The sequence below is a fragment of the Erythrobacter sp. genome, assembly GCF_039988855.1.
Lineage (GTDB): Bacteria > Pseudomonadota > Alphaproteobacteria > Sphingomonadales > Sphingomonadaceae > Erythrobacter.
In genome coordinates this window covers 57,119-70,151 of the sequence record NZ_JBDXIY010000001.1, presented here as the reverse complement: position 1 = coordinate 70,151, position 13,033 = coordinate 57,119, and the positions used below count along the sequence as shown (strand labels likewise).

Here is a 13,033-nt window from a genome sequence, read left to right as displayed (position 1 = left end):
GAAGCGTTTTTTGCTCTTGGACAGTGTGTCAAGTGTGTCAAAACTTGCGATAAGCTGCGCCTTTTCAGATATTTGAAAGAAGTCCGATTTCTACACATCCTCGCCAACCCCCAGCCACTGGCCTATGACCTATGGGCGTCTACGACTCCCCGCAACCGGGAGGGGTTGGGGCTTGTGCAGAGACGAGAGAATTCCGTCACCCCAACGGAAGCTGGGGTGACGGTGAGAGTTGCGTTAGGAGCCCCTCATGTTAGTCCGCCTCACCAATAACTTCGCGCTGCTCACCGTTGTCGGTGTGGCGTTCGCGTGGTTCTATCCGCCTTCCATGACATGGATGACCGATGGCTCGATCCGCATTGCGGGACAGCCGCTTTTGTCGGTCGCGCTGGGGCTGATTATGCTCGCTATGGGGCTGACGCTCAGTTTTGAGGATTATCGGCGGCTCGCTCAGCTTCCCAAGGCTTTGGTCGCCGGGGTGGCGTTGCAGTTTGCGGTGATGCCGCTTGCTGGGTTTGGGATCGCTTGGGGGCTAGGCCTTGAAGAGGGTTTGGCGGTGGGCCTTATTCTTGTCGCCTGTTGCCCCGGCGGGACCGCGTCAAATATCGTGACCTATTTGGCGCGCGGCAATGTCGCGCTTTCGGTGGCGATGACCATGGTTTCGACCTTTGCCGCGATTGCCCTCACCCCCGTGCTGACGGGAGAATTGGCAGGCGCCTATGTCGAGATCGACCGCTGGAATTTGCTTAGGAACATGGTGGCGATTGTTCTGGTGCCGGTGCTCTTGGGAAGCCTCCTTAACCGCCTCTTCCCGCGCGCAGCGGAACGGGTAAGCACGTTCCTGCCGCTCATCGCGGTGGTTTTGGTGATCCTGATCGTTGGCGGGATTGTTGGCGGGGCAAAGGCGCAGATCGCTGAGCATGCCGGCGTGCTGCTGATCGCGACACTGCTGCTCCATACGATAGGTTTTGCGCTTGGCCATGGCCTTGGTCGGATGCTTGGGCTGGGCGTCCAAGAGGCGCGCACGATCTCAATCGAAGTGGGAATGCAGAACTCCGGGCTCGGATCAGGCCTTGCCAAAACCCCCGCTTTCCAAGCGCAATTTGCCAGCGTCACCCAAGCCGCCCTGGCCCCTGTACCAGCCGCAATCTCGGCGGTTTGGCATGTGCTGATCGGGTCGATCTTAGCAAGCTATTGGCGGCGTAAGGGTTAGCCGAATTGCCCTCGCTTCGGACCCAAATAGCCAAACAGATACGCGCCCACTTTGCGCATCTGGATCTCTTCTGCGCCCTCGGTGATGCGGTAGCGGCGGTGGTGACGGTAGATGTGCTCAAACGGTTTGTGGCGCGAATAGCCGATGCCGCCGTGCACTTGCATCGCGCGGTCGGCGGCCTCGCACACCAGACGGTTCGCCCAGTAATTGCACATGGAAACCTTGTCACTGATCGTGCGCTCAATCTCTTCGTGGGGCATATTGTCCATCTCCCACGCGGTCTTGAAGATCAGCAGGCGCAGCATTTCGGCCTGCGTCGCCAATTCCACCAGCGGAAACTGGATGCCCTGGTTCTTGGAAAGCGGCTCCCCAAAGGGCTTCCTTTCGCGGGCGTAACGCACGCTTTCGTCGATGCAATACATCGCCGCGCCGCAGGAACTTGCCGCCTGACGGATGCGGTTTTGGTGGACGAAGCTTTGCGCCAAAGAGAGGCCCCGCCCCTCGACGCCAAGGATTGCGCTATCGGGGACCCAGACATCGGTGATCGACAAGCGCGGGTGATCGGTGGGCATGTTGAAGGTCCACATCCACTCCTCGATTTTGAGGCCCGGTGTGGGATTGGGAACAAGGAAGCAGGTGATACCGCTCGCCTTCCCGTCCTCACCGCTGGTCCGGGCAAAGGCGGCGCAATGGGTTGCGACATGCATGCCGGTGATCCACATCTTCTCGCCATTGATGAGCCAGCCATCAACACCGTCACGGGTCTCCCTAACGGCTCTGGTTTCCATATGCGTCGCGTCAGAGCCATGGTCAGGTTCGGTGAGGCCAAAAGCGACCCGGCGCGTGCCTTCAAAGCCGCCGGCGATGAATTCTTGTTTCTGCTCTTCGCTCCCCCATTGCTCGAACATTTCAACGAAGGGGAAATTGCCAACGATGCTGTGCTCGTTTTGGAGGTCATTGTGGAGGCCAAGCCCTGCCCGCGCGAAGTGTTCGCGGATCACCGCCATCCAAAGGTTGGAGCCATCCTTGCCGCCATATTTCTTGGGCGCCGAAAAACGGAAGTGACCCGCTTTGTCGGCGCGGTGTTTGGCTTCGCGCAAGAGCTCTTCCCAGTCCTCGCGCGGCAGACCGCCCGCTTCGAAATCCGTGCGCGCATATTCGCGGCGATGATCGAAGAAACGGATGTTGTCGTCTTGGTTCTCAAGCGGTTTGATCTCGGCCTCGATAAAGGCGTCGAGCTCGTCGAGATACGCCTGCAAGTCGGTGGGAATTGCGAAGTCCATTTAGTCGTCTCCGATCCATTTTTGGCGCGCAACCGCAAGGGCTGGGTACTTGGGTACATCCTGCATAATGGTTGCAAGGATAGCCTTGCGAAGCTCCTCCAAGAGACTTTGGTCTGCAAGGTTTGCATCTCCGCTCAAAATGCGCTGCGCCAAAGGCGCATTTTCGAACCCAGGAATGGCAGCTGCATTGTGGCGGGAGATCATACCAAGCGCATTGCACGCAACCGCCCACTGGAATTTATCGTGACCCTCAAAGCGATCTTTAACGCCTGCCAACCACTCTGAAACCGCAAGGGCAAGCTCACCATCGGTTGCCTCTCCTACTTGCGGCGACGGCTCAGTCAGCTCCACCCGCTTAGCCCGCTCCTCTTCTGGCGCATCTTCCTCAAGCAGCATCAAAAGATCGAGTTCGTTCTCACTCGTGCGGCGCGAAATCACCACGCGTTCCAGCATCCGATCCTCGCCCGAGCGCCAGACGCGGGCCATACGCAGACACCCGAGCGCCCACCACACGGTGCGGTGGATCAGCCAATAGCGGAAGCGTGTCCGGTCCACTTTGCGCCCGCTCTGCGCTTCGTAAGCGGCGAAGTAGTCTTCCAACGACCCCAGCCCCAATGCTGGCCGGTCGTAACGATGGAAACGCCACACGGCCATGCAGCCAAAGGCCAAGTCTTCATGCGGATCGCCGAAATGCGCCAGCTCCCAGTCGAGAACGCCGGCCAGCTTCCCGGGCTCAGCCAGCAGATTGCCCATGCGGTAATCGCCATGGATGAGGACCGGCTCGCATGGATCAAGGCAATTGTCCTCCATCCATTTAAGGCCGAGCGCGATAATCGGGCGATCACCGCCTGCTTCTTCGAATTGGGCTTTAAGCTCTGCAATGGCCTCCCGGTAATCCATCACCGGAACAACGTCAGGCGCATCACCCGGCTTGATCGAATGGATGCGCGCCAGATCGCGTGCAGCGCCTTTGAGAAGAGCGCCTGCACCCTCAAACTCCAATATCTCCTTGGGGTTGGGCGTCCCGGGAAGCGCGCCCATCACGAAGCCCGAACCGATGCCGTCGTCAGGCTCCAGCACAGCGATCACGCGGGGTGCAGTCACGCTTGCAGCACCCGCTGCACGGATGATAGCCGCCTCTACATCGTGACCAAAAGGGCGGCCTTCCATGAACTCCAACGACGGAGCGCGGCGAAGGACGAAACCGCATTCGCCGCTAAAAAAGTGCCAGCTTTCCATAGTCGCCCCGCCCGTCAATCGGGTGAGGCCTGTGGGTTCATCCAAGCCCGCACGGGCACACACCCGTGCAAGACCTTCCGTCAATTGATCTTTTGAAGCGTCACCCATAAGCGCTCACATAGCGCTCTCGGTTGCGCTTAGTCGATCTTTTTGCGCATCCGTTTTGCGCGCGCTTTGGGACTGGGATGAGTGGCAGTCCAAGCCGCCAATCCGCCGCCGCTGCCGCCGCTCATCGCCTCCAGCTTTTCAAGCGCAGTGACGCATGCCTGTGCATCATAGCCTTTGTCCTGCATGAATTCCAAAGCGTAATCATCCGCTTGGCGTTCGTGCTTTTGGCTGTGCTGCGCACCGATAACATCGCCGAAGAACTTGCCAAGCTCTGAGCCTGCGATTGCATTGACCTTGCTGTCGGCTGTACCCGCAACGCTTAAAGCGGCTTCGCGTTGGAGAGCGCCTTGCATCCGTTTCTTGGTGTGTTCGCGCTGAACGTGTCCAATCTCGTGACCGATGACATAGCGTACTTCGTCATCAGTGAATTGATCCATCAGGCCAGCAAAGATGCGGATCGTGCCGTTCGCCATAGCGAAGGCGTTCACATCGCTCACCAGATAGGCTTTGATGTCGAGGTCAAGACCATCATAGTTTTCAAGTCCACTTGAAAGCGCCGCCAAGCGCTGACCATAGGGATCATCGGGGCCGGCAACTGGATTTTTGGAATCCATATCAGCGCTCATCTGATCAAAGAACACTCTCATCTCTGCATCAGAATAGCTGGAGGCTTCAGCAACCTTTTTCGCCGATCCCAATATGTTGCCCAAACTCTGTGCACTTGCCGGTCCTGCAAGGCTCATCCCGCCGAGCAATGCCGCCATCGCAGTGAAATCGCGCCTAGAAACTGCTTTGCGCGAAATTGTGTTGTTGGAACGACCCATGATCTTTCTCCCCAAACGAATATGCAACTTAGAATCAAAAGAGACGAGACCTATGTCGCGCTAGGTCCCGTCTCCGGAAAAGTGTTATAGCCTAATTTGAGCTAAAACTTAAGCGACGGCCCAAATTTTAGGCCACGACATTGTCTTTCTTAATTGTGATGACTTGAGGATAGGTGAATTCTTTCATGCCATCGAGGCCATATTCCGCGCCAAAGCCAGACTGTTTGTGCCCGCCAAAGGGCGCAAATGGCGACAAGTGCATAAATTCATTGACCCAGACCGTGCCGGTTTCGAGTCTTTCTGCGATCTCAACGCCCTTGTCCGTGTCCGCCGTCCAAACAGCGCCAGCAAGACCGTATTCGGAATTGTTCGCCCGCTCGATGACTTCTTCTTCGGATGAGAATTTCATCAAAGGCATAACCGGACCGAACTGCTCTTCGGCAACGATGCGCGCATCTTCTGGTGGGTTATCAAGGATGGTGATCGGCACATAATACCCCGTGCCCGATGGGTCTTTGTCCCCGCCAGTCAGGAATTTGTAACCGTTGTCCTTGGCATCTTCGATCAACTCAAGCACGCGCTCATACTGTTTCTTGTTCTGAATCGGGCCAACACCGGTCCCTTGCTGTGAACCATCACCCACTTTCACCTGCGCTGCGTATTCGGCAAGTGCCGCAGACAGCTCATCATAGATGTCTTCGTGGATGTAGACGCGTTTTGCGGCGATGCAGACCTGGCCTGCGTTTTGGAAGCTTGACCAAAACAGCTGTTCAGCCACCTTTTTAGGGTCCGCATCTGGCAGAACAATCGAAGCATCATTGCCGCCCAGTTCCAGCGTAATACGTTTAAGATCGCTAGACGCGCCTTCCATGATTTTCTTACCGGTTTCGGTGGAACCGGTGAAGGTGATTTTATCAATGTCCGGATGGCCCGTAATCATCGGACCCAATGCGTCTTCTCCGGTAATGATGTTCACCGTACCAGCAGGGACCTTATCCGCGATCAATTCTGCAACGCGCAAGGTTGTCAGGGGCGTGAACGGCGACGGTTTGAGCACGATGGTACAACCGCTCATCAGCGCAGGCACAATTTTTTGGATCGCCATCATCAGCGGGAAGTTCCACGGCACAATGCCGCCAACCACGCCAACTGGAACACGGCGGGTACGCGAAAGTCGCGTATCTGAATCTTCGCTAATCACATCTTCGAGTTTGAGCGTCGATTGCGCTTTGGAAATGCCAGCTGCACCAAAAATCTCGCCCTTAGCCTGTGCATGAGGTTTACCCTGCTCAGATGTCAGAAGACGAAAAAGCTCGTCCGCATTCTCTTTGATCGCAGCGGAGATTGCCATGCAAGCCGCCTGACGTTCTTCGTGGCTTGTGTTTTTCCACGTCTTGAAAGCGGCGCGTGCTGCGCCAACTGCACGGTCGAGATCATCGGCACCGCAGGAAGGTACCTGCCCGATCACTTCTTCATTGGCCGGGTTTACAACGTCCAGCCACTCGCCGGTTTCGACCATCTCACCATTGATAAGGTTTTTGTATTGGGTGACCATTTCTCTCTCCGTCACATGACTCAGGGGATTCCTTGCTGGATAAGGTGGAGCATTGGCCGGAAAAATCAATTGCCAATTGCAACGCGATGAGGCTCATTTGCGATAAAAAGGGCCGCGAACGCGTTGCGATTAGGCAAAGGTCCGCTATCTGTGTCGGACACCTAAGGAGAATTCTTGATGACCGATAACGCCCACGACCTTGTGATCTATGGCAGCCCCGTTTCGCCTTTCGCTCGCAAAGTGATGGCCGTTTGCATTGAAAAAGGTGCAGACTTCGACTTTGAAGCGGTCAACATCATGCCAATGCCCGATTGGTTCAAAGAAATCTCCCCTATGCGCCGCATTCCGGTTCTGCGCGATCGCTCCATTTCAGAAGAAGGTGAAGCAGGAACAATCGCGGATAGCTCCGCGATCTGCGCTTATATTGAACGCAAGCACCCTGAGCCCGCGCTTTTTGGTACAACCAATTATGGCCATGGCCGTGCGCTGATGATCGAAGAATATGCCGATACGACGCTCGCGATGGCTGGGGGGCTTGGCATTTTTCGGCCGATCTTCTTCAACCTGATCCAAGGCAAAGAGCCCGATATTGAAAAAGCGCGCGAGACTTGGAGCAATGAGTTTCCCGCGATCCTTGGTTACCTCAACGGTCAGCTCGAAGGATCAGAATTCTTCGTCGACGATACTCTCACCATTGCAGATATCGCGGTGACCGCCTGTTTGATGCAAATCGCCCTTGTCGCGGACATGCCTCTTGGCGATTATCCAGCACTGGCAAAGCACTATCAGCATATGACAGCGCGCGCCTCCATTGCTGGACCTTTCGCAACTGCTGAACGGTTTATCCGCAAACCCTTGCCCGAGCGCGTGAAACTGACCTAAAGCGGCCTTGGACACGCGAAGAGGGATACACCCAAACAATATGGCCAAAAACTGGTGCATCGGGATCATCGGAGGCTCTGGCCTATACGATATTGAGGGAATCGAGGACGAGCAGTGGCTCGCCTTGGAAACCCCTTGGGGTGATCCGTCAGATGAAATCTTGTTTGGGCGTATTGGGGACGTGCAAGTCCGCTTTCTCCCGCGCCATGGCCGGGGGCATCCTCTTTCTCCAAGTGAGCTAAACTCGAGGGCAAACATTGACGCTTTGAAGCGCGCAGGCTGCACTGACATTCTCGCGATTTCGGCGGTGGGTTCACTGCGCGAAGAGATTGAACCGGGCCGCTTTGCGATTGCTGAACAATTCATCGACAACACTAAGACGCGCACCTCCAGCTTCTTCACCAGCGGATGTGTCGCCCATGTCTCTATGGCTGATCCGGTCTGCCCGCGCCTTTCGGAAATGGCCGCCAAAGCGGTTTCCGCTGCCAAAGGCGGGGTCGCGGTGGGCGCGACTTATTTGGCGATGGAAGGGCCGCATTTTTCCACCCGCGCGGAAAGCCATATGTACCGGGCATGGGGTGCCGACATTATCGGCATGACCGCGATGCCAGAGGCAAAATTGGCGCGCGAAGCAGAGCTACCCTACGCCCTAATCGGCATGGCGACCGACTATGACTGCTGGCGCGAAGGCGAGGATGCGGTGGACGTGGCATCCGTCATGAAAGTGATGAAGGCAAACGGTGAGCTTGCACGCAAAGTTGTGCTGAGCTTTATCAAGGCCTTGCCAAAAACGCGCAAGGCCTCCCCTATCGACACCTGCTTAGACACGGCAATCGTCACCGCCCCGGAAGAACGCGACCCTGCACTTTTGACAAAGCTTGATGCGGTGGCTGGGCGAGTGCTCAAATCAAAATAGGAATTTGGCAATGACAACTCGGCGTGACGTTTTGCAATATGGAGCGCGCGCAGGTGTTCTAGGAATGGCCGCGGGCGCTGTGCCGTTTGGAATGGCTGGCACTCTCAGTGCGGCGAAAGATCATTCTACCTCCGGCGCCATTACCATACCTCCTGCGATCACCAATGAAGAGCGGACCACCCGCATCCGGACCGCGCAAAGCATGATGCAAGCCCAAGGGATGGCAGGCATTGTCGTGGAGGCGGGCAGTTCAATGATGTATTTCTCTGGCCTTGGCTGGGGACGAGGCAGCAGGCTGACCGCTCTGGTGATCCCGGCAAACAGCGATCCGGTAGTTGTCACCCCTGCTTTTGAAGCAAGCAAATTGGCAGAGCTTATGGTTATGCCCATGGAGGTACGCACCTGGGACGAACATGAAAGCCCCACCGCGCTCATCGCTGAAGTGTTCGCAGTGCAGCCGGGTAACGGTTCCCTTGGCGTAGAGCGCACAACGCGCCATTTTGTGACTGACGGCCTTCGCAAAGACGCGCCTTCGCGCAAAATCGTCTCTGCCGACCCAGTCGTCTCCGCGCTTCGTCAAATCAAATCACCACAAGAAATCGCTTTGATGCAGGCTGCCAATGACATCACCATGGCCGCCTATCGCGAAGTTTACGCCCAAGTCCAACCCGGCATGGTCGGCGGCCAGATCGGCGCAATCATGAGCGAAGTTACCCGCTCTCTTGGCGCGCGTCCGACCTTTTCGTCGGCTCAAGTAGGCGAGGCAAGCGCCTATCCCCACGGCTCGAAACAGGTCTATGAAGTGGCAGAAGGCGAAGTGATCCTGATGGATTGCGGCTGCGATGTGCACGGCTATAAATCGGACATCTCACGCACTTGGGTCCACGGCGGTGCAAATGCGGAGCAGACGCGCGTCTGGAACACGGTGCGCAAAGGCCAAGATATCGTCATGGAAATGGCCCAAATCGGCGGCTCATTCGGAGCAATCGATGATGCTGTTCGCAGGTATTACGAGAGCGAAGGTTTTGGCCCCGACTACAAAACCCCCGGCCTTTCCCACCGCACTGGCCACGGCATCGGGATGGATATCCACGAAGATCAATTTGTGGTGCGCGGCAATGAAACACCGATTGCCGTTGGAATGTGCTTTTCAAACGAGCCGGGCATTTACCTTCCCGGCAAATTTGGTGTGCGCAATGAAGACTGCATGTACATGACTGAGGATGGACCAAGGTTGTTCACTCTGCGGGCCCGGTCGATCGACAATCCGATGAACCTATAACCCTATCGGTCTTTCCAGCGGCCTTTCACTGGTTCAAACTTGTCTACCCGGATCGACTGCCACACGCCGCCGGTGACATAAGGATCATCATTGACCATTTCACGCGCCGACGCTTCGTCTTCGGCTTCAATGATTAAAAGCGATCCAACAAATTCGCCCTGCTTGTTGGTGAGAGGCCCGGCGGCGAGGTAATTTTCGGAATGCTCCGCCATATGCTTACGCTGTTCCTTGAGGTGCATCTCGCGCAGCGTCTCTGAGTCTTCGCCATCGCGGCAATAAAAGCAGAACAGGGCCATACGGGTTTCTCCAAAGGTGCGCGCCGGGACACTCACGCCAATATCATACAAGGTGCTTGCGACAAGAGGTACGTGCGCAGCGGCCAACTTTCTATAAGGCAGGTTATCAACCACGCTCACCAAGGTCATAATCGACTTCGCTTGATTGTCGAAGCCGACGCGGGCACAGGCGAATTCAGGGGCGAAAAAGCGCGAATTAAAGGGGATAGGATTTGCTAAGATTATGACCACAAACGACCTGCCAACATCGTCATTCCAACCGCTTGACCGGAGCGATCTGCGCCGGGCTTACCGCGAAGAAGAAGAGGCGTGCATTCGCGAACGTTTGAAGCAAGCCGCCCCGGCCCGAAAAGTGACAAGTGGGGCCGCTAATCTGTCGGAGCAATTGATCGAAGGCGCCCGCGCCCACAAGGCCAGCGGTATTGACGCATTCCTTCAACAATATGGCCTTGACACCGAAGAAGGCATTGCGCTCATGTGCCTTGCCGAAGCGCTCCTTCGCGTACCGGACAATGCGACCGCCGATGCCCTGATCCGCGATAAGATCGGCGACATTGATTGGAGCGAACATCTGGGTGAAAGCTCTTCCACATTTGTAAACGCTGCGACATTCTCATTGATGATGACCGGTGAAGTGTTGGAGCAGCCCGAAGCACAACAGCGCGGGATGGGCTCCACGTTAAAACGCACGATGAACCGGCTGGGTGAACCGGTCATTCGTACCGCCACCTTGCAAGCGATGCGTATTTTGGGCGGCCAATTCGTCTTTGGCCGTGATATGGATGAGGCGTTGAAACGCGCGGCTCCTGAGCGCGCAAAAGGCCTCACCCACAGTTTCGACATGCTGGGCGAGGCGGCAATGACTTTTGCCGATGCGGAAAAATACCGTACGTCTTACGAACGCGCAATTGAACGGCTTTCAAGCGAGGCTTCGGGCAGTGTTGGCACATCGCCCGGTATTTCGGTCAAACTCTCTGCGCTCCATCCCAAATACAGCTATCTCCACGCCGATCAGGCCCGCACCGACATCGTCCCTATAGTCCGCGATTTAGCGATCAAAGCGCAGCGTGCGAATATCCACTTCACCATCGATGCAGAAGAGGCCGAACGCCTTGAACTTAGCCTCGATATTATCGAAGAGTTGATGGCAGACGATGCGCTGTTCCGGCGCTCTGATGGCTCTTCGTGGGAAGGCTTTGGCCTTGCGATCCAAGCCTATCAAAAACGCGGTGTGCCCTTGTGTGATTGGGTCGCGAAATGCGCGCGCCGGCATGGCCGCAAACTCTTTGTACGGCTTGTCAAAGGCGCCTATTGGGATGCTGAGATTAAGCTGAGCCAAGTGGGCGGGTTTAGTGACTATCCGGTTTTCACCCGCAAGGTTGCAACCGACGTGTCGTACCTCGCCTGCGCCGCACGATTGTTCGAACATGAGGACGTAATTTATCCCGCTTTTGCCACCCACAATGCCAACTCTGTGGCGGTGGTGAAGGAGCTGGCTCGCATTCCGGACTTAAGCAACGACGCGGAACGGCAGCCAAGATACCGCCCGTTCGAGTTTCAGAGGCTCCACGGCATGGGAGAGGAGCTGTATCAGGCTCTGGCCAAGCTTGAAGACAACACCCCTACGCCGGTGCGCATTTATGCACCCGTTGGCGGGCACAAAGAACTGCTGGCCTATCTTGTGCGCCGTCTGCTTGAAAACGGTGCGAACACCAGTTTCGTCAATCGCATGGGCGATGCGGAATTTGCAGCAAAAGACCTTGTGCGCGATCCCATGGCTGAGATTGAGCGCCGCTCAACATTGCGCAATCCCGCGATCGTCTTGCCAGAGGATATTCTGGGCGCGCGATTGAACAGTGCAGGCGTCGATTTGTCCGATCCTCTTGTGCTCGAACCTTTGGAGGCAAAGCTCAAAGAGCTCGAGCAATTGCAATGGCGTGCGGAACCGACCTTCGTGGACGATGAAGTGGGCGTGATATCGCCCATTACCATGCCGCATGACCGCTCCATCACAGTCGGCAATGTCCGTGAAGCGGTCGAATCAGAGGTGGATGCAGCTTTCCTACGGGCCGCCCAAGTTCAACCGGGATGGGATGCGCTTGGCGGTGACAAACGTGCGCTCTTATTGGAAGAGGCAGCCGATCTGTTCGAGGCGCACACGCCCGAATTCTTGTCCTTGTGCACACGCGAGGCAGGCAAGACGCTGCTGGACGGTGTCGCAGAACTTCGCGAAGCAGTCGATTTCCTGCGTTATTACGCTTGCGAAGCCCGGCGGCAGTTTGAAGACCCGGTTCAGCTTCCCGGACCAACCGGTGAAGACAACACTCTGAGCCTGCACGGGCGCGGCGTCTTTGCGACGATTTCCCCTTGGAATTTTCCACTCGCGATCTTCACCGGCATGGCCTCGGCAGCGCTGGCCGCGGGTAACTGCGTCATCGCCAAGCCAGCACCGCAAACACCGTTAATCGCAGCGCTTGCGGTTAGGCTGTGCCACGAGGCTGGAATCCCAAAAGAGGCTCTGCAGCTGCTCCCTGGCGGCGGCGACGTCGGGCAAATGATTACTCGCAATCCGCATCTTGCAGGAGTTGCATTCACTGGTTCGACGGCAACGGCTAAGGCCATCAACCGCGCGCTGGCAGATCGTGATGGGCCGATTGCCACCTTGATCGCGGAGACCGGCGGTCAAAACGCGATGATTGTCGATTCATCCGCGCTTCCCGAACAGGTCGTTCGTGATGTGCTGGCTTCCTCTTTCCAAAGCGCTGGACAACGTTGCTCCGCCTTGCGCGTGCTCTATCTTCAGGAAGACATTGCCGATGGTATGATTGAAATGATCAAGGGCGGTTTTGACGCGCTAGAAATTGGCGACCCAGGGTGCCTTTCCAGCGATGTCGGTCCGGTCATTGATGACGATGCCAAAAGACACCTTGAGGCGCATGTTGCCAAGCTTATTGGCGAACGCAGGCCCCTTTGGCGGCGCGAGCTCGGTGAGTTTGCCAGCAAGGGATGTTTCGTCGCGCCAACACTTGTTGAGATCGGCTCAATCAGCGATCTTTCCAGGGAGCATTTCGGACCCGTCCTTCATGTCGTCCGCTATCATGCACAAGATCTGGCGCGCGTGATCGAGGACATCAACGCCACCGGATATGGCCTCACCCTTGGCCTTCATAGCCGCATCGAAGCGACCCACCGTTTTGTGACTGCGCATGCCCGAGTGGGCAATATGTATATCAACCGCAATCAAATCGGCGCGATTGTCGAAAGTCAGCCGTTTGGCGGTGAGGGTCTTTCAGGCACTGGCCCAAAGGCAGGTGGACCGCATTATCTCGCGCGCTTTGCAACCGAACGGGTGATCTGCACCGACACAACTGCCGCGGGAGGCAATGCAAGTCTGCTGGCTAGTCTTTAGGCCAGTATTTATGCGCGCCTTTAATGCCG

10 protein-coding genes are annotated in these 13,033 nt (G+C 56.5%); 5 read left to right on the top strand and 5 right to left on the bottom strand.

Going from position 1 to position 13,033, the window contains the following annotated elements:
* Nucleotides 1-247 precede the first annotated feature (247 nt).
* Complete coding sequence (locus ABJ205_RS00335) at nt 248-1,210, top strand: bile acid:sodium symporter family protein (RefSeq protein WP_348160455.1); 963 nt, start codon at nt 248-250, stop codon at nt 1,208-1,210.
* Here ABJ205_RS00335 and ABJ205_RS00330 read toward each other — a convergent pair.
* From ABJ205_RS00330 to ABJ205_RS00315, 4 genes are all read right to left on the bottom strand, one after another.
* Nucleotides 1,207-2,493 (bottom strand): acyl-CoA dehydrogenase family protein, encoded by a 1,287-nt coding sequence (locus ABJ205_RS00330; protein ID WP_348160453.1) that lies wholly within the window; start codon nt 2,491-2,493, stop codon nt 1,207-1,209. The genes ABJ205_RS00335 and ABJ205_RS00330 overlap by 4 nt on opposite strands.
* Nucleotides 2,494-3,840, bottom strand: a complete 1,347-nt coding sequence (locus ABJ205_RS00325; protein WP_348160451.1) for a phosphotransferase — start codon at nt 3,838-3,840, stop codon at nt 2,494-2,496.
* Nucleotides 3,841-3,869: 29 nt separating this feature from the next.
* Nucleotides 3,870-4,664, bottom strand: coding sequence for a M48 family metalloprotease (locus ABJ205_RS00320; RefSeq protein WP_348160449.1), 795 nt, complete (start codon nt 4,662-4,664; stop codon nt 3,870-3,872).
* A 127-nt stretch (nt 4,665-4,791) separates the two neighbouring features.
* On the bottom strand, nt 4,792-6,219 hold the full coding sequence (locus tag ABJ205_RS00315; RefSeq protein ID WP_348160447.1) for an aldehyde dehydrogenase family protein: 1,428 nt from the start codon (nt 6,217-6,219) through the stop codon (nt 4,792-4,794).
* Nucleotides 6,220-6,396: 177 nt separating this feature from the next.
* Between ABJ205_RS00315 and ABJ205_RS00310 the strand changes: the two genes are divergently transcribed.
* Genes ABJ205_RS00310 through ABJ205_RS00300 form a run of 3 tightly spaced genes read left to right on the top strand, consistent with a single transcriptional unit; the run spans nt 6,397 to nt 9,299 of the window.
* Entirely contained in the window at nt 6,397-7,101 is a 705-nt protein-coding gene (locus ABJ205_RS00310) for a glutathione S-transferase family protein (protein WP_348160445.1), read from the top strand.
* Nucleotides 7,102-7,141: 40 nt separating this feature from the next.
* Entirely contained in the window at nt 7,142-8,017 is an 876-nt protein-coding gene (gene mtnP, locus ABJ205_RS00305) for an S-methyl-5'-thioadenosine phosphorylase (RefSeq protein ID WP_348160444.1), read from the top strand.
* Between the two features lie 10 nt (nt 8,018-8,027).
* A complete protein-coding gene (locus ABJ205_RS00300; RefSeq protein ID WP_348160442.1) occupies nt 8,028-9,299 on the top strand; it encodes a Xaa-Pro peptidase family protein in 1,272 nt (423 codons plus the stop codon).
* A 2-nt stretch (nt 9,300-9,301) separates the two neighbouring features.
* Here the strand turns inward: ABJ205_RS00300 and ABJ205_RS00295 are convergent, their stop codons facing one another.
* Nucleotides 9,302-9,724, bottom strand: coding sequence for a YciI family protein (locus ABJ205_RS00295; protein ID WP_348160440.1), 423 nt, complete (start codon nt 9,722-9,724; stop codon nt 9,302-9,304).
* Nucleotides 9,725-9,818: 94 nt separating this feature from the next.
* On the opposite strand from ABJ205_RS00295, the gene putA reads away from it, so the two are divergent.
* Nucleotides 9,819-13,004 (top strand): bifunctional proline dehydrogenase/L-glutamate gamma-semialdehyde dehydrogenase PutA, encoded by a 3,186-nt coding sequence (putA, locus tag ABJ205_RS00290; protein ID WP_348160439.1) that lies wholly within the window; start codon nt 9,819-9,821, stop codon nt 13,002-13,004.
* Nucleotides 13,005-13,033: the final 29 nt, after the last annotated feature.